Genomic DNA, 24179 nt, shown 5'->3' with positions numbered 1-24179 from the left:
CTAATTAATTTATTCTTTTTTTTTAACTCCTAGATAGGGGTAATATGGAGTTGGATTTTTATGATAAATCCCATTTTCATCCCAAAAATTGGATAAAAAAGGTCTCACCTGCCCATCTACGTAATTTACCAATCCAACCATAATATCTGGTTCTGCGTTCAAAACATCTTCAATTAGGGCTACTTGAAAAACTTTATGTTCGTTAGGTTGATTTCTGTCATATACATTCATTAAAACACAAAGATTATTTGGCAATCCAACTATTTCTAATCCCAATTCATTTCTATTTATCTCTTCCATTATCAATAAATTTTAAATAAATTTAATGAAATACTTTAAACATCAACAACATGAAATTATGCATTGGAAAACAAAAAACAAGCTAATAAATAACACTACTAAAATTTATCTTATAGAACCTGAAGAAGATAAAGCAATTGAATTAAGGTTACAGTTGCATCAAGAATACATAGCCTTTGAGCTCCATTTACCTATTCCTAAACATATTCAATACAAAAGCCTTTTACATGGCGGATTCAATTACAATCCAGAAACAGATATCCCTATTACTCATTACCAAATAAAAAGAGTAATAAGAAACCTAGAAAACTCCAAATTCTATAGAAATAATAAATCCGAGACAATTGATGAGCTAATAGTATTATTAAATTCAATGTCGTGTTTTTTATAAGGAATTCTATAAATGAATGTAAATTATTTCAAATTATGATATATGCCTAAGATAAAAAACTGTCGTGATTGTAGGATTCCTGGGGATTTGCTTATGGAAGGTGATGGTAGATGTAAAGCATGCCATGGTGATGGTAAAGATTTTTATAAGCAAGTTGCAAACATCCCTGGAGAACTGGTACTTGAAGCTCTAAATATAGAACATGATTCAGATGAAGATTGTGAAATCTGTTCAGGTACAGGTCAATGTCAAACTTGTGGTGGCACTGGTCAGGTACATATAGAAGAAGAGGAGAATGAAGAACCCCACTCTATTGAAAGTGAAGATACAGCAGAAGAATCTGCGTCCTCAATTTCTAATACAGATGATAGCTATCTTGACTATCTAGATTATGATTCAAGTTCTTCATATAAAAATTCAAAATCAACTCACAAAAGAAACAAAGACAGTCATTCTATAACTTTTGGTTGTATAGCCGCTATTATTATAGGTGCACTAATTTATTTTGGAATTGCTTCATTGTTTGACAACAAATCTGAAACTCAAAAACCAACACAAACAGAAAATAGAATAAATAGGATTGGTTATATATATATTAATTCAGGCTATGCGAATGTTTATTCTGGACCATCTAGTGATTATAATGTTTTATATAAATTAAAACGAAAAGAAAGGGTGCAGGTGTTGTCTCAACATATTAGGTCGAATTGGTATAAAATTTCTCATAATAATCAAACTGGATATATCTCAAACGAATTACTAACTTTCAATTATAATGTCTTTAAAACATACAATGGTAAGTTCTACAAGGAATTTTATAATAAATCTATCTCATTAACTAAGGAGAATAGAAAGATTATTGAGAATATAATGGAACAACTTAAAGATTACTCTGATAATTTTGAAATCGTTTGTTATGATTACTTAAATCAGAAATCAGCAGCAATTCATAGAGGTCAAGAAGTTAGGTTAATTGCTGGTAAGGCTAAAATTTCTAGTCAGTTTAGTATTGTATATAACAGATGGACCAATAGCAATAAAAACTGGAAGAATATTATAGTTATAAGAAGTAAGGGGGTAAAAAAAGAACCACTCATAAAATCCAACAATCAAAAAAAATCAAATGTTATAACTAATCCTAATTCTGTATTATCTGATAAAATCCTTAGAACTAAAATGGGTAGCTTTCTAACTCAAGGAAGGTTAAAGTTTAACACTATAGTTGACGGAAAACTGGAAAATCTTTTCTATCAAAATTTTAATATTCACGTTACAAGTGAAAGCCTAAGCAAGTTAGGTTTTATACAAATAGGTCACAATAAGTTCTCCCATAAACACTCCAATCGCACTTACACACAAAATGATATTTATCAAAGGATTATAATACCTAAAGCAAGAAATATACTCAAAAATTAATTGGAAAGAATCTTATCTTACCGATTAAGGTAAGATAAGATTTACTCAACTCAAAAACCAAGAATAGTTAGAATCACTATTTAGGGTGTTTTTAAGTCCATTTGTAAATTCAAATGCGTTAACATTTCTATCACCAAAAGTATCAATATAACTACTCTTATTAGCTGATGTGAACAGGTTATATACATTCCAAAGATTGATATTCCCATCTCCATTTTTACAAAACCTCTCATCTTGATAATAATCTTTAGCTATAGTAGAAACTTGCCCATCATTTAACAGCAATTGTGGAATCTGGATTTTTTCATTCTTTGGTAGATAATTGTACAGTCTTGACCTACCTATTAACTGTGCAAATTGCTTTTCAGTAAGGCTGTAATCAGTTAAAGCTAACATCTCTTTTAAATGCTTTTCTGCATCATAGTTGGCAATTAACTCTTGTACTTTTGCTGCCAACTCATTTACACTACCTACACGCATTTCTGATTGCATACCATCTGTACTAATACATAGGTTACAGCAAATCATGTTCTGAAACCCAACAAATACCTGAAACTTCTCTACGGACTTCTTTGAATATAGATTCTCCTTGTTGTATGCACGCACTCCGCCAATAGTTAGAGCTAATTCATTTCCATTAATACTTTCAGTAATACTAGGTACACGAATTATAAAAGCCATTCTTTCATAATAGATGGTCTTTTCATGCTCTAGCAAGTCTTTTGCTGATTTATGTATTGCACTTGGTGTTCTACCTTTAATTTGATGACTTATGCGAACTTCTGGAACATCTATACTATGATGTGAAAATGATGCTGAAATAGCATTTTGAACCACATGAATAAATTCAGTATGAGCAATAGTGCGTTCATTGTCTTTAGAAAAGACAGGTATTATACAATCCTTTTGTAAATGAGAGAGGCTAATACTTTTGGTATTAGCCTCTATGAAAGGACTTGTATTATATTCCTTTTGCACCAATGGTTTTACTAAATCTTCTGAAGAACCTAAACAACCATCTGAACCTTGTTCTTTTGGTTTATTATTGTGTACTGCTAATAGTTCCATTGTTTGATATGTTTTGTGGGTTTAACAATTGGGCTTTTGATTGAATGGTTTCTTTTTGCAGTTTAAAATCTGCTTCCAACTCCTTTATATGGTAGTTCTGCCTATAAAGCTCTCTTAATTGTTCTAAGTCATTACACTGCTTTATCTTAGCTCTAACATCATCTATATTCTCACCTTGATTGCACCATAGCAGAATCTTTCTTCCTGTGGCTTCATTTATTATAAACTCTGGTTTGCCCATAAACAAGCCTGTCCTATCTTTAGAACTAGTCACAAAGTGTTTAATATCTACATCAAAAACTAGGGTAAATTCATAGTCTGTTCCATCACGAGAAATAGACTTCAAGCCAACTTTTTCAGGAACATACTTACCATCTTTTTGATTTAAAACATAATCTTGTTTTGTTCTCATAGTTGCTATGATATGACAAGGTGATTGTAGTACTTTATTCAAAAATACTTTTTCAAGCGGTTTAATTTTAGCCCAATTTGTAAATGAATTACCTGCCATTTTAGAATGGTAGTCCAATAGGTATTCCCAACAATGTGAGATGGAATCTATTATGATAACTTCCATACCAGCTTTTTCACACACCTCAATGGCTTTAACGTACTTTTCTGGTTTAAACGGTGGTTCTAATGAAAGTACATTGTAATTTCCTAAATGAGCATACAAATCTGCACTACCATTTTCACTATCTATAATAGCTACTTTAGATAAATCACCATTAGTTAGTCCTTTAGCTAACAATAAACTGGAATAGGTTTTGCCACTTCCAGAACTTCCTTGTAAAGCCAGTTTGATTTTTGCTTTTTTTCTCTCTGATTTTCTTAATTGCATAATCTAAAAATTAAAAATTGTTAATATTAAAACGAACTCGTAAGTCCATAAACTGAAAAAGCACCTATACAAACTGTAAGGTGCTTTTATTAAAGTATTTGTGTAAAATGTTTCAGTAAAAACTGAATACAATCTGAATAGTTATAAGTCAATAAATTTTCTATTCTCTTCATCTAAATCCTCATCTGAAAACTCCTTGAGGTAGGCAATAGTAATGCTTACATCACTATGACCCATCATCTCAGAAATCTTCTCAACTGAAGTACCCATCATTTTGTGAATGGTTGCCCAAGAATGCCTAACTACATAAGAACTTAATCTTTTCTCAATCCCTGCCAGTTTAGCTATTTCTTTTAAGTTCTGATTATACCTGCTTAGTACCTTATGCTTTCTGTTTGCAATTTGAGTCGGTGTTAGATTTTCTTCTAAAAGAATAGGAAACACATAGTTTGTAGCTCTATTTTGAGCCTTGTAAATGTCTAATATTTCTTGTGCCGGGGGAATTACTTCCATGTTGATTCTACCTTTAGTTTTAGACCTTGTGTAATAAATTCTATTGTTCCTTATATCAGACCATTTTAATAGCATTAAATCTTTAAAATTCATGCCTCTTGTGTACACTGAAAACATGAAAAAATGATAGGTTTCCAGTAGATTAGGATGCTCAGATAAATCTACATTCTTAAACTTTTTGAACTCTTCTAATGTCAATGCTATTTTGTTAGATTCAGGTTTTAGCTTTGAGATTTTATAGGATTCAAATGGATAAGGTTCTTTAGGTACAAGATTTCTTTTTCTTGCTTTATTAAAAGCAGCCCTAAGCTGTCTCATTCTGAAAGCTACACCACCATTTTTACTACCAGTTTCTCTAAGAAACACTTCATACTTTTCTAAAAATGTTGGGGTTATATCTTTAAATTGAAACTTCTTATTAGTATATTTAATGAGTGAATTTTTGGTGTCATGGTAGGCTTTTGCACTTCCCATTTTACCTGCTCTTTTTAGTTCATCAATTAACTCATCAAAAAAATCTAATACCATTAGGTTTTGATTTCTTTTATTACCTCTAAAAACTTCTTCAAATTCATCTAAAGTAAAATCACTTTGAGATACTTGAAACTCTCTAATGATTTTTAATGCTTTTGATTTGAACTTTAGAAGTACTTCGTTTTCTATTTGATAATTTGGATGTTGCTTGGTAAAAGATTCATTTTCAAAATGTTCTTTATAGGCTTGAAGCCCTAAACTTATATTTTTTCTTTTTCTATCCTTTATTAATCTTAGGTATATTCTATGCTTACCATTAGACAAGGCTCTGGCATCCAACACCAATTTTACTGTTGTTGTCATCTGTTCTTAATTTAAAATTTGGCAAATAACTGCCCCCAGAATAGAGGCAGTTTAATTACATGAATTACAGGTTTTACAACCTTACATTATAAAAGTTTGTATTGCCCTTTTTTGATTCTCCTAATTACTCTCTTTCTATGCCATTGCTGTAACTTATCAAACATAGTTCTTTGAGTTACATTATACTTTTCACCTGCTTTATAGGCTTGTTTAGTAGTAAATGACATACCTAATTCAGATAAGATTTCATCATCTTGCATTGACAATCCACCATTATCAATTGAGTTATAAGTAAATTGACTGTGACTTAATAATGTTTGCATCAATTTTAGTGAAACCATAAAATCCGTATCACTACATTCCACATTTTCAAGGTTTGGCAAATTTTCCATATTTCTAATTGCAGTTAGTATCATTGCAATTCTAAAAAGAATTAAGCCATGCCTATGAAGATTTGAAACAAAACCTTCTGAATGAGTTTGAATAATATTAGTCCTTATAGGTCTTATTCTATCCAAAAACTTCTGCTGTTGAGCTTCAGTAAAAGTGAACTCAATAGGTTTTTCAAGTGATTGTAATTTGCTGTACAATTCAAATATTTCAGTACCCAGTTTCTTAAATCCTGTTTTATGGTTTCTTGTATTCTGGTCAAATACATTTTTAAAATCACTTAACTCATCAAAATTGTAGATAATGAACCTTGAAAACAAACCATTTTCTTTTGACTTAATTAATGGTTGCAGTTGGTCTGGTGTACCACTTATTACCATTGAAAGTTTGGGCTCTTTTATATCCTCAAATACCTTTTCTAATTTTCTACTTATAGAAATAGGCTCATGATGATAGGCTCTTCTCAAAACATCAGAATAATTGCTCCAATCATTTCTAAGCATATTGCTCATTGTATCAGCTTCACTTTCCATAATTAGTAAACCATGATTACTACTTCCCATATAAGAGTACATTTCTGAAGTACTAATATTTGCAGGTAGAATTTTTACCATTATATCTGGGCAGTCTTCCTTGTCATTTTTCTTGCCTTTGTTTTCACTTTCACATGCCAAATATTCATTTTTACTTTCTTGGTAAATCTTATCATGTATAGGTTCTATCAATAGCCTTGCATAATTCATTACTCCTTTTCCACTTGCTGGTGGTGCAATAATCATTACATATAAATTAGTACTAATTTCATCTCCATCATAAACTCCATAAATATTTGGTAAGCAATTACTAAGTACTCCTAAAGAAGACAACAATACAATGTCCTTTTCTCTATCCTTAAAATCATCTGTAAGAGATTTTAATTTTTCAGGTAATCTGCTATAAATAAAATCTTCAATCTGTCTTCTTTCCATCAGTCTTGCTTTTTAACGATTTATCCAAATTGTGGTTTTGTTTACTATTACCTTTTAAGTGATTATACACTTCTTGCTCTAATTGCTCTTTTGAAGTAGATTCATTCTTCATCATCCAATTATCTAAATCAGACTTCTTAAAGTAGAGCTTGCCGCCATTTGGCTTTGTAAATTCAATTGCTCCTTTTGAAGTTAACTTATATAAAAAGGATTCACTAACATCTAAATAAATCAGTGCTTCTCTAAAACTCAATATCTCCTTAAATGCTATGAGTTGCGTTTTTTGAACATAATCTGTCCTTCTTAATTCTTTTTTCATCTTAAAAATTTTTATAAATACCCTGAGCTCATTTAATTTGGGTATCTTATTTCTGAATGCGAATTTGAATTAAGAAGGATTGTAGGTCAAATGCCAAAAATGTAGATTTTCAATATTTTGAAAGAAATATTGTAGAATTTATGTAGAAGTAAAAGAATTAGTCTCTAAAGTACTTAGAAATGACATTAGGAATGAACGAATCTCTTGCTATTCTAGCTTGAACCGCAAACATTTTTTTTATACTTGATAATTGTGAATTATTTGACTGAACAAACATATCTTTCACAAAATTATAAAAGCAAGGCTTAATTCTCTTAGTAGTGTATAGCTCTTTGTGCAGTACCCAATAAGTAAACCTCAATAGCTCAAAAGTAATTTTAGGTTCTAATTGGCTCTCTATTTCAGGAACTTCTTCATTTTCTACTAGATAGTTGGTGTAATCAATAAGTCTATTAAAATCATCTTGACTCAAAATAGTTTCTTGCTTCTCATTTTTGCCAGCCATAAACTTTAATATCGAATAAACTTTCTCGCTATTGATGGCATCAAAGTCCAGATTACTTCTTAAAGGAATAATTTTTACAATATCTACATCAATGATAAACTCATCCATACCTGGTATAAGTAATAATTCATTGATGTACTTGACAAGACCTTTAAGTGGAATTAAAAAATATGGATGATAAGCTAAAAGGTCTTTGCTTTTATTGATTAAAAGCTGAATTGCTTTCACTTGAATTGACAAATAGCTTTTTATAGCAGTATTATCATTTCTAATACAAAATTGATATAGATATTCTCTCGAAGTATAATATTGTTTCTTAAGGTATTCAATTATTAAGTCTTTAGTATATTCTATATATTCTTTAGCTTCACCTGTTTCATCATCAATCTCAATACAGTAAACCACCGTTGAGTTTTCTTTAAATTTATAAGAAATATAAGGGCTGCATTCAAGAATATTATTTGCAATATCCCTTATTTTACTCTCCTCGCTTAAGGTAATTTCAAAAAATTTGATAGGATTTGTTATTGTACTTATATCCATGACTGCAAAATTATATAAATGTTGCAGCATTGTTGCAGTAAAAACAAAAAAAGCACCTACAATAAATTTGTAAGTGCCTTTATTTACTAAGCTCCTCAGGTTGGGCTCGAACCAACGACCCTCTGATTAACAGTCAGATGCTCTAACCAACTGAGCTACTGAGGAAGATTGTTTTCGCAATAGCGAGCGCAAATATAAATTATTTTTTAATCTCTACAATATGAAAATCTATTTTTTTAGAGCTATTTCTAAATTTATTTAACGCGTAATAGCTTTAAAAATATCATTACCATTTGCAAACAGTACTAAGGCAATTAAAATAAAAAATCCTACGATTTGTGCACGCTCTAAGAATTTTTCACTTGGCTTTCTCCCAGAAACCATTTCGTACAACAAAAACATAACGTGGCCTCCATCTAATGCAGGTATTGGTAATAAATTTAAAACAGCAAGCATAATTGAAAGAAATGCGGTTAGCTTCCAAAAGGCTTCCCAACTCCAAAAATCTGGAAAGATATCATAGATCGCCTTAAAACCACCTAAGCCCTTGTATGCTCCAGTACTTGGGTTAAAAATAGCTTTGAGTTGAGAGAAGTAATTAACTATTGTAGATTTAAATTTGGTAGCACCGGCCGCAAAACTCTCACCAAAAGAGTATTCTCTTCGAGTAACGTCGTAATAACCTAATTCTGTAAATCGTTTTGCATCGATAAGTCTAAAAATATTCAGTTTAGCATTATTGTTAACCTTAAGGTCTTTTGTAAGCACATCATTACCTCTTAATATTTCTGCATTGACTGTTTGTCCTTTAAGATTTTGTAATTCATCTTCAAACAAATCAAAATAATCTAGCTTTTTTCCATTAAGGCTTAAAATAACATCACCTTTTTTTAAATCCGCGGATTTATTAGCTGAAGAATCTGGAACGGATTCAACAATAAAAGGGTATCTGTATCTAAATAGATTTCTACTACCTTGATCCGACAGCTGACCCAAAAAGTTTTCGGGCAATGTAATTACTTTGGTTTGGCCATCTCTTTCAATAGTCATTTCTTCGGCACCAATAATATACTGTCCAATTTCTGAGTCTTTTTCAATATTCTGATCATTAATGGCCATAACCTTATCCCCTGTTTTAAAACCTGCTTCTTGAAGCACAGGGTTTTCAATTAAATAACCGCCTTTTAGACTATCTATTTTAATATCCGTATCTCCATAAAAAAAGGATACAAACACAAAAATTACGTATGCCAAAATAAAATTAACCGTAACACCACCCAACATAATGATTAGTCGTTGCCAAGCTGGTTTAGATCTAAATTCCCACGGTTGTGGTGGTTGTGCCATTTGCTCTTTGTCCATGCTTTCGTCAATCATCCCGGCAATTTTTACGTAACCACCAAGCGGTAACCAGCCAATACCATAAACGGTTTCTCCTATTTTCTTTTTAAATAGCGAATACTTTACGTCAAAAAAAAGGTAAAACTTTTCAACTTTGGTTTTAAAGAGTTTCGCAGGTATAAAGTGTCCTAGCTCGTGCAATACGATTAGAAGTGATAAACTCAGTAAAAATTGGGATATCTTTATTACAAATTCCATGTAGTCATTTTCAAATTTCGATTGACAAAAGTAATGTTTTCAAGGCATTTAGAAAACAATTGTATTTTTAATCGATTTATTTTTAACAACGATTTATAAATCGTAGAGTTTCAGTATCATATTTGTGTTAAAAAAGTTCAAGAAAATTAGCTTGAATTGTACCTTTGCCATTTAGAATTTGAACTTAAAATTTATGTCATTTCTTTCATACTTTAAACGGTATAGAAACTTCGGGTTTTTTTTTACCGTATTGTGTATAATCATTATTGCGGTTATATATAACATACTTAGTGTAAAGCAACCCTTGCCTATTTACCAACCTGCTATGGTGAGTGAAGAATTGGTGGATAGCACTATTCAGCATAAAGCAAAATATCATAAAATAGCTGATTTTAGCCTCATCAATCAAAATGGTGAAACCATTACCCAAGATACCTATAGGGACAAAATATACGTGGCCGATTTCTTTTTTACAACGTGCCAAACCATTTGCCCGATTATGACGGACCATATGTACAAAATTCAAAAAGAAATTATTAATGACGATGATGTAATGTTATTGTCGCATTCCGTGACTCCAAAAATCGATACTGTAGCTCAGCTTAAAAAATATGCAAAAAAGAAGGGTGTTATTGACCGAAAATGGAATCTGGTAACAGGAGACAAAAAACAAATCTATGAGTTGGCAAGAAAAAGCTACTTGGCGGTAAAGACAGATGGTAATGGGGATGAATATGACATGATACATACCGAAAATTTTATGCTTATAGACAAAAAACGTCAGATAAGAGGCTTTTATGATGGCACACAACCAGAGGATATTGATAAGCTTCTTGAGGATATAGAAACTTTAAAAGACGAATCTTAAATTCTTTAAAAAGGGCTTTAACCACTTAAAATTTTAGCTTATTTTTGCTTCTTTAAAATTATTCTAAATAAGCAAAGAGTTGACATTAGCAGATTTAAAGCGCGGGCAACAAGGTGTAATTACAGATGTGTCTTCTATTCATATTCCATTAAAACTTCTCGAAATGGGATGTTTACCTGGTAATTCTGTTGAACTTGTACAGGTTGCTCCTTTTGCAGACCCCATGTACCTCAATATCAATGGATCGCATTTAGCCATAAGAAAAGAGACTGCTATTCACATTTTAATAGAAACCGTAGATGAGTAAGCAAATCAATGTTGCTTTAATAGGAAATCCCAATACAGGAAAGACCTCTGTATTTAATGCTTTAACGGGTTTAAATCAGAAAGTAGGCAATTATCCTGGTATTACTGTAGAGAAGAAAGAAGGTGTTTGCAAACTGCCTCGTGGTGTTAAAGCACATATTATCGATTTACCTGGAACTTACAGTTTAAACGCTTCTTCGCTCGATGAGAATGTGGTTATTGAACTGCTTCTAAATAAAAATGATAAGGATTTCCCAGATGTAGCAGTTGTTGTTAGTGATGTTGAAAATTTAAAACGAAACCTACTTTTATTTACGCAGATTAAGGATTTAGAAATTCCGACCATTTTGGTGATTAATATGTCTGACCGCATGGATTACAAAGGAATTTCTTTAGACATAGATTATTTAGAGCAACAGCTCGAAACCAAGATTGCTTTAATAAGTACGAGAAAAAACAAAGGTATAGCAAACCTAAAAGAGCTTATCACTAATTTTAAAGAACTTTCCGTTAAACCTTGTATGAATGCTTCCTCTATTGATAAAACTTACTTTAACAACTTAAGAAAAGCTTTCCCAAATCAGCTATTATATAAGCTTTGGCTTGTTATTACTCAAGATGTCAACTTCGGAAAAACCGATAGAAAAACCATTGATGCGGTTTCAGATTTTAAAACCAAGTCTAAGGCCGATTTAAAACGTCTTCAGCAAAAAGAAACCATAAAGCGCTATCAGTTTATTAACGAAACGCTTAAAAAAGGACAAACTATTGACCTTAAAGCTGCAAAAGACCTTAGAATAAAACTCGATAGAATTTTAACACATAAAGTTTGGGGTTACTTAATCTTTGCAATAATTCTGCTAACCATCTTTCAAGCTATTTACGACTGGTCCAGTGTTCCGATGGATTTTATTGATAGTACGTTTGCTTCTTTTAGCGAATGGACTAAAACCGTATTACCAGAAGGTGCATTTACCAATTTAATTGCTGAAGGTATTATTCCTGGGCTTGGTGGCATTGTTATTTTTATACCGCAGATTGCCTTCTTGTTTCTATTTATTTCCATTCTCGAAGAAAGTGGTTATATGAGCCGTGTGGTATTTTTAATGGATCGCATTATGCGGCGTTTTGGTCTTAGTGGAAAAAGTGTTGTACCCTTAATTTCGGGTACAGCTTGCGCTATACCAGCAATTATGGCAACACGTAATATTGAAAGCTGGAAAGAACGCCTTATCACTATTTTAGTCACACCATTCACCACTTGTTCTGCTAGGCTTCCAGTATACCTTATTATTATTGCACTGGTAATTCCTGAAGGTCGGATTTTTGGACTGAGTTATCAAGCATTAACCTTAATGTTATTATACTTAATAGGTTTTGGAGCAGCCGTTGGCTCAGCATGGATTTTACATAAAGTACTTAAAATAAGAAGTAAAACTTTCTTTGTGGTAGAGATGCCAAACTACAAATTACCTTTGCTTAAAAATGTAGGTTTAACCGTTTTAGAAAAAACCAAAGCTTTTGTTTTTGGTGCTGGTAAAATTATCTTGGCAATCTCAATTGTATTATGGTTTTTAGCATCTTATGGGCCTGGAGACAACTTTAACAATGCTGAAAGTATTGTTACTGAGCAATATGCCACAAAGGATTTATCGAAAGAAGAGTTTCAACAAAAATTGGCGTCTCATAAATTAGAGCATTCTTTTATTGGTATCGCTGGTCATGCAATAGAACCCGTAATAAGGCCTTTGGGTTACGATTGGAAAATTGGTATAGCGATTGTGAGTTCTTTCGCAGCACGCGAAGTTTTTGTCGGTACTCTAGCAACCATTTATAGTGTTGGTAGTGACGAAGAGGAAACTATAAAAAATCGAATGGCAGGCGAAGTCAATCCTATATTGGGCGGACCATTATTTAACTTTGCTTCTGGTATTTCGTTGCTGTTGTTTTATGCCTTTGCCATGCAATGTATGAGCACACTGGCTATCGTAAAACGTGAGACCAATTCTTGGAAATGGCCAATGTATCAACTCTTTATTATGAGCAGTTTTGCCTATATTGTAGCGTTAATAGCTTTCCAAACATTAAAATAAATGAATACTATCATTCAAAATATATTGGTTTTTTCTGCATTGGGAGTTGCACTCTTGTTCTTAGTTAGAAAATTTATGTGGAAGCCTAAAAAGTTAAAATCCACCAAAGCTTGTGGAAGTGATGATGGTTGTGGTTGTCATTAAAAAATCACTTCAAAACTTTAGGCTGAAATACAACTTCTAGTTGATAATCTTTATTGGTCAAATCTACAACACCCTCAGGGTAAGGCATCAAACCAAATCCATATGCTTTAAAATTAAGTGTATCAAAAGCTAAGTTATTAGCTTCGATAGCATATTCACTTGTGTCTATCCTAATCTTCTTATCCTCTATAAAACTTCCTTTTTTATATATTGAAAGTAAAACCTCAGCCTCACCAGCTCTTACGCACATTACATTTTTTGGGCATCTAGAATCCGTAATTACTTTTTTGAACTTTATTTCATAACCTTCAAAATCTAATTTTTCACTTAACCTTAGTAGTTTACTTATGCTTAAAGAATCTTTTACCACTTGATTTTGTGCTTCTGTAGAATTAAATAATCCAACAAAGCCCAGTGCCAATAAAAATAATATGCTTTTCATCTGTTTAAATTTTTGTAATAGCTTGTTTTTTCCATTTTTATGTTTGTTGTCATTGATCATTGTTTACCAAATGCCCATTTTGAGCCTTAACATTTACCAATATATCTGAGTTCAATTATTAATGAACTAATTTTAAATAACATATATTATATATACAAAATTATGATAATCAATTAAATAAAAATATTAACCAAGCTCAGATAATATATAGCATAAAGACCAGAATAATTATTTAATGTGACATATTTTAAATATTTTAGCTACATTTGAAAACTTTTTAAGTTAACTTAAAAATTAATTAAAGCTATTAAAAATGTCAATTGCTATCGAAAACTTTGTAAAGGCTATATACAATAATAACTCACATGATGCTAGAGATACAAAACCTGGCAATATTGCAAAAAAATTGGGGATTTCTAGTGCAGCTGCAACAGATATGGCAAAAAAATTGGCCACAAAAGACTTATTGCATTACGAAAAATACCAAGAATTACAGCTTACTGATAAAGGTAGAAAAATGGCTATTAATATTGTTAGAAAGCATCGTCTTTGGGAAGCTTTTTTATTTAAAATGTTCGACATGTCACTTCATGATATTCATAAAGAGGCAGAACTATTGGAGCACCAAACCTCAGACCTATTAGCTGAAAAAATAAGCGAGTACCTTGGCCATCCTAAGTTTGACCCTCACGGTGATCCAATTCCGAATGCTAATGGAGAAATCACAACCACTGATACGTCGATTCCACTTTCAAATGCTGAAGAGAATAAAACCTACATTATATCGCGGCTTACAAGCGACGATAAAGAATTTTTTGAATTCTGTGCCAAACAAAAGCTTAAATATGGCCACGAAATTAAAGTGTCAAAGCAATTCAAAAACAACAAAATGACTGAACTTTCAGTCGAAAACAACACTATTTTATTAAACGAAGACTTTACAACCTTAATCTATGTCAATGAAATTAACTAAAAAACTAATATTAAGTATCACAATGTTAGCATCTACATTACTTTCCTTTTCTCAAGATGGAGAAAGTGTGGCCCCACTTGTTACTGATAGACCAGATGCCACCGAAGCCTCATCTACAGTTGGTAAAGGTATTTTACAATTTGAAACCGGAGGATTGTACGAATCCTTTGAAGAGAACAATATAAGATTCGAAAACTATACCTTCAACACAATGTTGATTCGATATGGAATTTTAGATAATGTAGAGTTGCGTCTGGGTTGGGACTTTGTAGAAGGAGTTACAAAAGTCAATGGCAACAAATTAGATAATGTTACCAGTGGTCTATCACCGTTATTACTTGGTATGAAAATTGACATTGCCGAGGAAAAGGGCTGCATGCCAGAGATTGCACTTATTGGTCATGTATTCCCTGTGTTTAGTGCATCTGCAGATTACAGACCAGAGTATACAGGTGTAGATTTTAGATTATCGTTATCGCATACCCTTAGTGAAAAATCAAGTTTAGGCTATAATATTGGAGCAGAATGGGGAAATGATTCCCCTGAAGCTACAGCGATTTACACTTTGGCTTATGGGTATAGTATATCAGATAAATTTGGAATGTATGCTGAATTATATGGTGATTTCCCTGAAGATAACTCAGCAAATCATTATTGGGATGCTGGTATGACTTATTTGGTCTCCAATGATTTACAGTTAGATGCTTATGTAGGTACAAGCATAACCGAAGGCCAAGATTTATTATTAGGAATGGGAGTTAGTTACAGGATAAGAAAAAATAAATAATAAAAATTAAGACTAAGTGTGTTGCCTTAAGTACAGTCAAAATGTATTAGAAATTAAAAAAAAGCTCAAATGAAAAAACAAGTCGCAATATTACTGATACTATTAACTACTTTTTGTTGTGAAAATGAAACAAAAACTAACGGTAAATTAAATGTTGTTACCACAACAACTATGATAACTGATTTAGTTAAAAACATAGGAGGCAATATCGTAAATGTTGAAGGTCTTATGGGAAGCGGTGTCGATCCTCATTTATATAAAGCTAGCGAAGGAGATGTATCTAAACTGGTCAATGCAGATATCATATTTTACAATGGTTTGCACTTAGAGGGCAAACTTGTTGAAGTGTTCGAAAAAATGGGTAATCAAGCTAAAACACCAATAGCATTGGCCGACGAACTCGATAAAAAGGGCTTGATCGGCTCAGACTATTTTGCATCGAATTACGATCCGCATGTTTGGTTTAACATTAACTATTTTAAGCAGTTTGCCGAAAAAGTTACTTCTGTTCTATCTAAAAAAAATCCTGAAAACACATTGGCATTTGAGCAAAACAAAGATAAGTACATTGCCAAGTTAGATGCACTTCAAGCTAAAGTAAAATCAGTAATTGATGTACTTCCTAAGGAAAAAAGAATATTAGTAACTGCACATGATGCGTTCAACTATTTTGGAGAATCCCATAACTTTGAAGTTGTGGGTTTACAAGGGTTATCGACAGCAACAGAAGCAGGCGTACTAGATGTACAAAAATTGGCCTCCTTTATTATTGAAAAACAAATCAAAGCTATTTTCGTAGAAAGCTCAGTTCCTAAACGAACAATTGAAGCTTTACAGGCTGCTGTAAAATCAAAAGGCCATAACGTAGAAATTGGTGGCACTTTGTATTCTGATGCGCTAGGAAATACGGGTACGATTGAAGGAACTTATATCGGAATGTATGAGTATAATGTGAATACTATTGTTAATGCTTTGAAGTGACATTCACTGTCATCCTAAACTTATGAAACAAAAAACAGCCGTAAAAATTGACGATTTAACCGTAGCTTACAACTACAAACCTGTGCTTTGGGATATCGATTTAGAAATCCCAGAAGGTGTTTTAATGGCTATTGTCGGTCCTAACGGTGCTGGTAAATCCACACTTATAAAAGCTATTTTAGGCATTTTAAAACCCATAGCTGGTAGTGTAACCATATACGGTAAGCCCTATGAAAAACAGCGGCAGCTTGTCGCTTATGTGCCTCAAAAGGGAAGTGTAGACTGGGATTTTCCCACTACCGCTTTGGATGTCGTTAAAATGGGAACTTATGGTAGTTTGGGCTGGATAAAACGTCCTGGGCAAAAAGAAAAGAAAGCTGCTTTAGAAGCACTCGAAAAAGTAGGTATGCTTCCTTTTAAAAACAGGCAAATAAGCCAGCTTTCTGGTGGTCAGCAACAACGTGTGTTTTTAGCAAGAGCTTTGGTTCAAAATGCGTCTATATATTTTATGGATGAACCTTTTCAAGGTGTAGACGCCACGACTGAGATTGCTATTATCAATATTTTAAAAGAATTACGTAAAGCTGGTAAGACTGTAATTGTTGTTCATCATGACCTGCAAACCGTTCCAGAATATTTTGATTGGGTGACGTTCTTAAATGTAAAAAAGATTGCGACCGGACCAGTAAAGGATATTTTTAATGATGATAATTTAACTAAGACTTACGGTATTAATTACAAGGTGAGTATACAGGAGTAACTATCATTACTGCTTTTGCAGAAATTATGGACATAACAGAATACATACAACTCGTTTTTACGGACTACACACTAAGAACCATTACGCTTGGTACAGCAATACTTGGAGCAGTTTGTGGAATGCTCGGTAGTTTTGCAGTGCTTAGAAAACAAAGCTTATTAGGTGATGCCATTTCCCATGCTGCACTTCCTGGAATTGCCATTGCTTTTTTAATTACTGGAGCTAAAGACACTAATACGCTTTTAGTTGGCGCATTAGTTAGTGGGCTTATTGGTACGTTTTGGATTAGAGGTATTATAACCAAAACCCATTTAAAATCCGATACAGCATTGGGACTTATCTTATCACTCTTTTTTGGTTTTGGAATGCTATTGCTAACCTTTATTCAAAAACAACCCAATGCTAATCAGGCAGGTTTAGATAAATACTTATTTGGGCAAGCGGCAACTTTGGTTGAGAGTGATGTGTGGTTAATGGCTATTGTTGCCAGTATTTGTTTAATAGTGTTACTTTTCTTCTGGAAAGAATTCAAAATTCTTCTATTTGATGCCGATTACACCAAAACACTTGGGTTTAATACCAAAACTATAGATATTCTCATTACCAGTTTTATTGTATTGGCTATTGTGTTGGGTTTACAAACTGTAGGAGTTGTTTTAATGAGCGCTATGCTTTTAGCTCCTGCCGCTGCTGCACGACAATGGACTAATAGCTTAGCAAAAATGGTGTTTTTAGCAGCAGTTTTTGGCGCATTTTCCGGTGTGTTTGGTACTGCAATTAGTGCAAGCCAAAATAACTTATCCACAGGACCTGTTATTGTTCTTGTGGCTGGGGTATTTGTGGTGTTTTCCTTTATTTTTTCACCTAGTCGAGGATTATTATTTAAGCAAATTCGATTTATTAAAAATAGACGCGATTTACAACTACATAAAACATTGGCCTTTATGCACAACATCGCGGAAACGCACGAAGATATTTCGCATCCGCATGCTATTAGACTTTTAAACAATTTTCAAGGTTACACCAAAAGTACGCTTCAAAAATTGGTGGATAAAAATTACGTAGAATTGAATGGAAATATGTGGAGCTTAACAAAGACTGGTTTTAAAACCGCTGCCAATTTATATACAAAACAAAGTATTGAAGATGAATAGCGCACAGTTAGAAATACAATTAATAGCGAGTTTGGTCGCAGTTGCTTGCGCCATTCCTGGAACATTTTTAGTGCTTCGGAAAATGGCAATGATTAGTGATGCTATTAGCCATTCAATCTTACCAGGAATTGTAGTTGGTTTTCTCATCACTCACGATTTAAATTCCCCATTACTCATTTTATTGGCAGCCTTAACAGGAATCATTACTGTCGTTCTTGTTGAATACATACAAAAAACGGGATTAGTTAAAGAAGATACAGCCATTGGTCTAGTATTTCCGGCCTTGTTTAGTATTGGAGTCATAATGATTGCTAAAAATGCCGATGATGTACATCTCGATGTGGATGCTGTTCTTCTTGGCGAATTGGCTTTTGCACCATTTGACAGATTGATTATTGACGGAACAGACCTTGGCCCTAAATCCCTTTGGATAGTGGGAACCATTTTGTTTATTACAATTACCTTGCTATTTACTTTTTTTAAAGAATTAAAAGTGAGCACTTTTGACAAAGGTTTAGCAGCTTCTTTAGGGTTTTCGCCTGCAATTATACACTATGGTTTAATGTCTGTATCCTCCGTAACTACAGTTGGTGCTTTTGATGCCGTTGGTGCTATTTTGGTTGTAGCGTTAATGATTGCTCCTGCCGCTGCCGCCTATCTTTTGACCAAAGATTTAAAAAAAATGTTGACTTTATCCATTGGTTTTGGAATTTTTAGTGCCCTTTTGGGGTATTGGGTAGCGCACTGGCTAGATGCTTCTATTGCTGGCTCAATAACCACGGTGCTTGGTATTGTATTTTTAATAGTATACTTGTTTGCTCCTACAAAAGGGATCATTGCCGTGTTGTATAGAGAAAAACAACAACGCACCGAAGTATCATTGCTAACATTTTTGTTGCACCTAAAAAATCATGATGAAATTTCAGAACGTCATGTAAAACACCTCAACGAGCATATTAATTGGCAAAAAGTACGCTCTAAAACGGTATTAGATCTAGCTCAGAAAAACAATATGATTACCATTGAGAATAATATCGTTTCTCTTACTGAAAAGGGTGATGAATTTACCTCAAAAGCCATTGACTATATCATTACCAACGAAGATGCACAAATTGAAGATATGAAAGATGATTTCTTTTTGTTTAGAGGATAAGCCGATTTTAAGATTCTTCGGTCACCACGTTTCTTCTGAAAGGTATATTCATTTATTGGGATTTCATCAAAATCATATTGATTATTAGTCTTTCTATTAGGTAAAATATTAAGAATCCTCCTTACGCTATTTCTAATCGTGACTAAATCCTAATCACTTAAACCCACGTTCTTTCTGAATATGCTCATAAGCACTTTGAACCTGTCTAAACTTTTCTTCCGCTCCTTCTTGGTGCTCCTTACCTAAATGCCCAACACGATCGGGATGATATTTTTTTGCCATTTTTCTGTAGGCACGCTTTACTTCATCATCAGAAACGGTTTTATCAATTTCTAGAATTTTATAAGCATTATTGGTCATATCATAGAACATGGCCTTTATACTTTCAAAATCTTTATTGCTAATGCCCAAATAACCAGACATGGTATAGATTTGTTTAATTTCTACATCAGCCACATGGCCATCTGCTTTGGCAATACCAAACAAAAAGTGTAATAGTTGCAGTCGTGATGCATGATCCATCATTTGTCGTATCTGCATACAAACCTTGCGCATGGATACATTTTGTTTGCTAATGCGTTTAAACAACTCAAAAGCGTGGTTGGCACGTTCGGCACCATACATATTTCTAAACTGTTGACGTACAAAATCCAATTCGCGTTGATCTTGTTTGCCATCGGCTTTAATTATAATAGAAGCTAAAATTAATAAGCTTACTTCAAAATCACCAGATTGCGTTTTGGGTTTTTGGTCTTTTCGGCTTTGCTTTGGGCGTTTTCGGTAAGGATCGCGCTGGTGTGATCTTCCTGTTTGGCGTTCTCCCAACAATGGTGATCCGTTGCCCGATAAATTATCTACAAAACTTCCTAATGCAATTCCAATGATAGCTCCAATAGGCCCTCCAAAAGACCAACCAATAGCACCACCTATCCATTTAGCAAAACTCATGTATTATCGTTATTTAAAGTAAAAACCAAATATACTATTTGTTAGTAAGATGAAAATGTATTTTGTTACGTTTATCGCATAACCTTTTGTACTAAACCGCATCTTACAATATATAATCAATACTATAACGCTAATGAAGTCTAAATTTTACATTTTGATCTTAATATTGGTTACACTAAGTTGTAACAATGATGACGATGCTCAACAAAACAACGATCCAACACTTAACGGCTCTTGGTCTTTAGTTAATGTTTCTGGTAGATTAATGGGGTTGGACGACGATTATGATGCTGGCCTAATTACTTGGACTTTTAATACCGAAACATCTCAGGTCATCGTTTCCAATTTAAATGTAGAATTTGTTGTTTTTGATGGCTTAGCTACAGGTACTTACGACTATGTTTTAGATTCAACCAACGACATTCAAACGTTAACTGTTGAAAATTTAACCCTAGATATTACTACCTTTGAAAATCTGCAGTTGATATTAGATGAAGGTATTGCAGCAGATGGCTTCTTACTCACTTTTAATAAATAGAGTCACTATTATATGTTTTTTTAACATAGAAAATCGAAATAGTGCAATTCATTCTACCAACCAAATTCTAACGTTCACGCTAGTATTTTTCATTATCTTTGCATTTCAAAATAGGTAATTAAAAAGATTAGAATATGTATCCAGCAGAATTAGTAAAACCAATGCGTGAAGACTTAACCAACGTAGGTTTTGAAGAATTACATACAGCAGAAGCTGTTGATGCTGCCTTAGCAAAAGAGGGAACGACTTTAGTGGTTGTTAATTCGGTTTGTGGTTGTGCAGCAGCAAACGCTAGACCAGGAGCTCGTATGAGTTTACAAAATGCAAAACATCCTAGTAATTTAGTGACTGTTTTTGCAGGCGTAGATAGAGAAGCAACGGACAAAGCCAGAGAACACATGATTCCTTTTCCACCTAGCTCGCCAAGTATGGCTTTATTTAAAGATGGAGAATTGGTTCATATGTTAGAGCGTCACCATATTGAAGGTCGTCCTGCAGAATTAATAGCAGAAAACTTAATGGATGCTTATAACGAGCATTGCTAGGAAAACACAAATTTGAAGCCTAAAAGCATAGAAGCTTCGAATTATTAAATTATACTTACTGTCACATTGAACGTAGTCGAAATGTCTTTTTGAAACTAAAAGGTTTCTTGACAACGCTCAATGTGACAGTTTTTTTATTTTTACACCATCATGAAATTTTTGGCTTATCCACTTACCGTTTTATATTTTATCTGCTTTGGTCTAACCTTAGTGATTTTTCATCCTATACAGTGGCTTTGTAAAAATCTATTTGGTTACCAAGCCCATAAAATTAGTGTAGACTGGCTGCAGTTTTTTATAATGCGAAGCCTTAACGTTTTAGGCACTACATTTTCTTTTACCAACCCTTATACCATAGAAAAAGGTATCCCGCTTATAATTGTTACCAATCACCAGAGTATGTACGACATTCCACCTCTAATTTGGTATTTGAGAAAGCATCATGTAAAATTTATTAGTAAAAAAGAATTGGGTAAGGGTATACCGAGCGTATCCTATAACTTACGCCATGGAGGATCTGTTCTTATAGACAGAAAAGATCCTGTCGGCTCCATAAAAGCTATTGAGAGTTTTGCCAAGCGCATTGAAAAAAATAAGTGGGCTGCTGTTATTTTTCCCGAAGGCACAAGGAGTAGAGACGGCAAGCCTAAACCTTTTAAAACCAAAGGCTTGCTGACTATGATAAAGCATGCGCCAAACGCGTTGGTGGTTCCTATTACTATTAATAATTCATGGAAAACATTGCGTTATGGAAAATTCCCAATGGGACTGGGAGCAAATATCTCCTATACTGTTCATAAGCCTCTAAAAGCTAATATATACGAAGATAAATTAGAATTGATAAGTCTAATTGAAGCGCAGGTAAACAGTAGCATTGAAGTATGAACAACAAAGCACTTATAGAATCTACAATTGCCTTTGTAAAGGAGGAATTAAAAGGTGCTGAAGGTGGGCACGATTGGTTTCATATTGAGCGTGCTTATAAGAATACATTAGCCATTGCAAAAAATGAAAACGCAGATAATACCGTTGTCGCATTAGCTGCTTTACTGCACGACATTGCCGATCCTAAATTCTATAATGGTGATGAGAGTATTGCACCTCAAAAAGCAAGCGAGTTTCTCTTAAAACAAAATGTGGACAGTAAAATTATAGAACATGTGACTCTGATTATTGAAAACATGTCTTTTAAAAACTCATTTGATTTAAACACGTCTTTTACATCAAAAGAAATGGAAATTGTGCAAGATGCCGATCGCTTAGATGCCATTGGTGCCATTGGCATAGCACGTTGCTTTAATTATGGTGGATTTAAAAACAGACCTTTATACAATCCAGATATTCCACCAAAACTCAACATGACAAAAACCGAATATAAAGCTGCAAAAGCACCAACAATAAATCATTTCTACGAAAAGCTATTGTTATTAAAAGACCAAATGAATACTAAAACAGGAAAGCGAATCGCTGAAAAACGCCATGCTTTTATGGAGCAATACCTTAATCAGTTTTATGCTGAGTGGGAAAGTGAAAGATAAATCAGTTTTCCTTAGCTATTTCTAAGGCTGTTAATTTGTATTCTATAACAGCCATTTCCTCACCACATTTTATAAGTTCGTCAGCCGTTAAATCTGCTTTGGAATTTACCAAGCTTAAGATTTCTTTACCTTTAGTTGTGTAATAGTCTATTGCACTATCAATTTTCTTACCCATAATTTTTGAAATTTATTGCACCATTAGTTTCAGCTCACTTCTATATTTTGAAGCACTCTTACCTGTAAATTCCTTAAATAGTTTATTGAAATGAGAAAAATTATTAAACCCACATTCGTAACATATATCTGTGATACTCATTTGGCTTTCAGATAATAGCTTGGTAGCATGGACCACACGATATTCGTTAACTAATTTGGTAAAGGTCTTACCTGTTACCTTTTTAAAATAGCGGCAAAATGCAGGAACTGTCATACTCACCTTATCTGCGATTTCATCTAAACTGATATGCTCTTGAAAATTTTGATTAATGTGCTTAAAAATTAAATCAATCTTAGCACTATCTTGTGGTTCAGTTTCAAAAGTAAAACCATCGGCATTTAAAATGGTGTAATCTTCAGATTTTGCAAGCCCGTGTAAAATTTCGAGCAATACCAATATTTTTTTAAAACCTTCTTTTTCTGAAAGCTTTTCAATTTTTTGTCCTATCTTCTTTTTCGTCTTAACACCAAATAAGATACCACTTTTGGCGCGTTCAAATAAATTATTGATGCTTTCCATTTCTGGAACATTGAAAAAATACTCTCCTAAAAACTCTTGTCTAAATTGAACTACAGTTTCTGTACCATTGACAGTAAGACGATCGGTAAATCCGTTGTGAGGTAAATTAGACCCAATAAGTAATAATTGACTGTTGTTAAAGTATGATAAATGGTTTCCGATATGGCGTTTCCCTTTTCCTTTATTAACATAAACCAACTCTATTTCTGGGTGAAAATGCCAGAAAGGTTTGTTCTCTCCAATATATGCTTCGTGCTTTATAACACGCATAGAGCTCCCAAACTCAGGACTTATTTTCTCTAAAGTGGGTTTTCTCTTTGTTTTGTTCATAACCATGTAGTTAATGCAAATTTAATTGTAATTGAAGAGCAAAAACTATGCCCAATTATCATCAATGTGTGCTATTTTAACTCAATAATACAATCAATACTATATTGAGGTTAATTTTGAACATATATATACCAATATTCTTGTTTTCTACTCCTAGGTTATAAAATACCTTTGTACTGTTAATTTAGTTTAA

The 24179-nt window shown here is 33.2% G+C and carries 28 protein-coding genes and 1 tRNA gene; 16 read left to right on the top strand and 13 right to left on the bottom strand.

Annotated elements, in window-relative coordinates:
* Positions 1–9: 9 nt before the first annotated feature.
* A complete protein-coding gene (locus tag KCG49_RS13205; protein WP_218547144.1) occupies positions 10–300 on the bottom strand; it encodes a hypothetical protein in 291 nt (96 codons plus the stop codon).
* Between the two features lie 25 nt (positions 301–325).
* Between KCG49_RS13205 and KCG49_RS13200 the strand changes: the two genes are divergently transcribed.
* Positions 326–691, top strand: a complete 366-nt coding sequence (locus KCG49_RS13200; protein ID WP_218547143.1) for a hypothetical protein — start codon at positions 326–328, stop codon at positions 689–691.
* A gap of 42 nt (positions 692–733) precedes the next feature.
* Positions 734–2107 carry an SH3 domain-containing protein gene (locus KCG49_RS13195; RefSeq protein ID WP_218547141.1) on the top strand — a complete coding sequence of 458 codons (1374 nt, stop codon included), beginning with the start codon at positions 734–736 and terminating at the stop codon, positions 2105–2107.
* Positions 2108–2152: 45 nt separating this feature from the next.
* On the opposite strand, the gene KCG49_RS13190 is transcribed toward KCG49_RS13195, so the two are convergent.
* From KCG49_RS13190 to rseP, 8 genes are all read right to left on the bottom strand, one after another.
* Positions 2153–3175: a DUF3871 family protein gene (locus KCG49_RS13190; RefSeq protein WP_256260005.1), complete on the bottom strand. Its 1023-nt coding sequence runs from the start codon at positions 3173–3175 to the stop codon at positions 2153–2155.
* Positions 3150–4016 carry an AAA family ATPase gene (locus KCG49_RS13185; protein ID WP_218547139.1) on the bottom strand — a complete coding sequence of 289 codons (867 nt, stop codon included), beginning with the start codon at positions 4014–4016 and terminating at the stop codon, positions 3150–3152. Before KCG49_RS13185 ends, KCG49_RS13190 begins: the two co-directional genes overlap by 26 nt.
* Before the next feature lie 141 nt (positions 4017–4157).
* Positions 4158–5366, bottom strand: a complete 1209-nt coding sequence (locus KCG49_RS13180) for a site-specific integrase (protein ID WP_218547138.1) — start codon at positions 5364–5366, stop codon at positions 4158–4160.
* 86 nt (positions 5367–5452) lie between these two features.
* Complete coding sequence (locus KCG49_RS13175; RefSeq protein ID WP_218547137.1) at positions 5453–6724, bottom strand: DUF3987 domain-containing protein; 1272 nt, start codon at positions 6722–6724, stop codon at positions 5453–5455.
* Positions 6705–7043 (bottom strand): helix-turn-helix domain-containing protein, encoded by a 339-nt coding sequence (locus tag KCG49_RS13170; protein WP_218547135.1) that lies wholly within the window; start codon positions 7041–7043, stop codon positions 6705–6707. The genes KCG49_RS13175 and KCG49_RS13170 overlap by 20 nt, the downstream gene beginning before the upstream one ends.
* A gap of 157 nt (positions 7044–7200) precedes the next feature.
* Positions 7201–8091, bottom strand: coding sequence for a hypothetical protein (locus KCG49_RS13165; protein WP_218547134.1), 891 nt, complete (start codon positions 8089–8091; stop codon positions 7201–7203).
* A gap of 91 nt (positions 8092–8182) precedes the next feature.
* Positions 8183–8256: transfer RNA gene (locus KCG49_RS13160), tRNA-Asn, on the bottom strand.
* 93 nt (positions 8257–8349) lie between these two features.
* Positions 8350–9690: an RIP metalloprotease RseP gene (rseP, locus tag KCG49_RS13155; RefSeq protein WP_218547133.1), complete on the bottom strand. Its 1341-nt coding sequence runs from the start codon at positions 9688–9690 to the stop codon at positions 8350–8352.
* A 193-nt stretch (positions 9691–9883) separates the two neighbouring features.
* Here rseP and KCG49_RS13150 point away from each other — a divergent pair, with 193 nt between their 5' ends.
* The 4 genes from KCG49_RS13150 (at position 9884) to KCG49_RS13135 (ending at position 13101) form a co-directional block, all read left to right on the top strand.
* Positions 9884–10558 carry an SCO family protein gene (locus KCG49_RS13150; protein ID WP_218547132.1) on the top strand — a complete coding sequence of 225 codons (675 nt, stop codon included), beginning with the start codon at positions 9884–9886 and terminating at the stop codon, positions 10556–10558.
* Positions 10559–10637: 79 nt separating this feature from the next.
* Positions 10638–10865 carry a FeoA family protein gene (locus KCG49_RS13145; RefSeq protein WP_218547130.1) on the top strand — a complete coding sequence of 76 codons (228 nt, stop codon included), beginning with the start codon at positions 10638–10640 and terminating at the stop codon, positions 10863–10865.
* Positions 10858–12957, top strand: a complete 2100-nt coding sequence (gene feoB / locus KCG49_RS13140) for a ferrous iron transport protein B (RefSeq protein ID WP_218547129.1) — start codon at positions 10858–10860, stop codon at positions 12955–12957. The genes KCG49_RS13145 and feoB overlap by 8 nt, the downstream gene beginning before the upstream one ends.
* The gene (locus KCG49_RS13135) at positions 12958–13101 is read left to right on the top strand and encodes a FeoB-associated Cys-rich membrane protein (RefSeq protein WP_218547127.1); all 144 of its coding nucleotides are present in this window, start codon (positions 12958–12960) and stop codon (positions 13099–13101) included.
* Between the two features lie 4 nt (positions 13102–13105).
* On the opposite strand, the gene KCG49_RS13130 is transcribed toward KCG49_RS13135, so the two are convergent.
* Positions 13106–13543, bottom strand: coding sequence for a hypothetical protein (locus KCG49_RS13130; protein WP_218547125.1), 438 nt, complete (start codon positions 13541–13543; stop codon positions 13106–13108).
* A gap of 313 nt (positions 13544–13856) precedes the next feature.
* Here KCG49_RS13130 and KCG49_RS13125 point away from each other — a divergent pair, with 313 nt between their 5' ends.
* From KCG49_RS13125 to KCG49_RS13100, 6 genes are all read left to right on the top strand, one after another.
* The gene (locus tag KCG49_RS13125) at positions 13857–14516 is read left to right on the top strand and encodes a metal-dependent transcriptional regulator (RefSeq protein WP_218547123.1); all 660 of its coding nucleotides are present in this window, start codon (positions 13857–13859) and stop codon (positions 14514–14516) included.
* Positions 14503–15303 carry a transporter gene (locus tag KCG49_RS13120; protein ID WP_218547122.1) on the top strand — a complete coding sequence of 267 codons (801 nt, stop codon included), beginning with the start codon at positions 14503–14505 and terminating at the stop codon, positions 15301–15303. The genes KCG49_RS13125 and KCG49_RS13120 overlap by 14 nt, the downstream gene beginning before the upstream one ends.
* A 69-nt stretch (positions 15304–15372) precedes the next feature.
* Complete coding sequence (locus tag KCG49_RS13115) at positions 15373–16284, top strand: metal ABC transporter solute-binding protein, Zn/Mn family (RefSeq protein WP_218547121.1); 912 nt, start codon at positions 15373–15375, stop codon at positions 16282–16284.
* Between the two features lie 22 nt (positions 16285–16306).
* A complete protein-coding gene (locus KCG49_RS13110; protein ID WP_218547119.1) occupies positions 16307–17044 on the top strand; it encodes a metal ABC transporter ATP-binding protein in 738 nt (245 codons plus the stop codon).
* A 26-nt stretch (positions 17045–17070) separates the two neighbouring features.
* Complete coding sequence (locus tag KCG49_RS13105; protein ID WP_218547118.1) at positions 17071–18198, top strand: metal ABC transporter permease; 1128 nt, start codon at positions 17071–17073, stop codon at positions 18196–18198.
* The gene (locus KCG49_RS13100) at positions 18191–19351 is read left to right on the top strand and encodes a metal ABC transporter permease (protein WP_218547117.1); all 1161 of its coding nucleotides are present in this window, start codon (positions 18191–18193) and stop codon (positions 19349–19351) included. The genes KCG49_RS13105 and KCG49_RS13100 overlap by 8 nt, the downstream gene beginning before the upstream one ends.
* A 153-nt stretch (positions 19352–19504) precedes the next feature.
* Here KCG49_RS13100 and KCG49_RS13095 read toward each other — a convergent pair whose 3' ends face one another.
* Complete coding sequence (locus KCG49_RS13095; RefSeq protein WP_218547116.1) at positions 19505–20299, bottom strand: molecular chaperone DjiA; 795 nt, start codon at positions 20297–20299, stop codon at positions 19505–19507.
* A 133-nt stretch (positions 20300–20432) separates the two neighbouring features.
* Between KCG49_RS13095 and KCG49_RS13090 the strand changes: the two genes are divergently transcribed.
* The 4 genes from KCG49_RS13090 (at position 20433) to KCG49_RS13075 (ending at position 22920) form a co-directional block, all read left to right on the top strand.
* Positions 20433–20837, top strand: coding sequence for a hypothetical protein (locus tag KCG49_RS13090; protein WP_218547115.1), 405 nt, complete (start codon positions 20433–20435; stop codon positions 20835–20837).
* A gap of 134 nt (positions 20838–20971) precedes the next feature.
* Positions 20972–21382, top strand: a complete 411-nt coding sequence (locus KCG49_RS13085) for a BrxA/BrxB family bacilliredoxin (protein ID WP_218547114.1) — start codon at positions 20972–20974, stop codon at positions 21380–21382.
* A gap of 147 nt (positions 21383–21529) precedes the next feature.
* Positions 21530–22267: a lysophospholipid acyltransferase family protein gene (locus KCG49_RS13080; RefSeq protein ID WP_218547182.1), complete on the top strand. Its 738-nt coding sequence runs from the start codon at positions 21530–21532 to the stop codon at positions 22265–22267.
* Entirely contained in the window at positions 22264–22920 is a 657-nt protein-coding gene (locus tag KCG49_RS13075; protein WP_218547113.1) for an HD domain-containing protein, read from the top strand. The genes KCG49_RS13080 and KCG49_RS13075 overlap by 4 nt, the downstream gene beginning before the upstream one ends.
* Position 22921: 1 nt before the next feature.
* Here KCG49_RS13075 and KCG49_RS13070 read toward each other — a convergent pair whose 3' ends face one another.
* Positions 22922–23095 carry a hypothetical protein gene (locus tag KCG49_RS13070; protein ID WP_218547112.1) on the bottom strand — a complete coding sequence of 58 codons (174 nt, stop codon included), beginning with the start codon at positions 23093–23095 and terminating at the stop codon, positions 22922–22924.
* A gap of 12 nt (positions 23096–23107) precedes the next feature.
* Positions 23108–23986 (bottom strand): AraC family transcriptional regulator, encoded by an 879-nt coding sequence (locus KCG49_RS13065; RefSeq protein WP_218547111.1) that lies wholly within the window; start codon positions 23984–23986, stop codon positions 23108–23110.
* Positions 23987–24179: the final 193 nt, after the last annotated feature.

This window comes from Winogradskyella luteola (genome assembly GCF_019203985.1).
Taxonomy (GTDB): Bacteria; Bacteroidota; Bacteroidia; order Flavobacteriales; family Flavobacteriaceae; genus Winogradskyella; species Winogradskyella luteola.
Note: the sequence above shows the minus strand (reverse complement) of the source record. Positions and strands in the feature narration are given on the sequence as shown.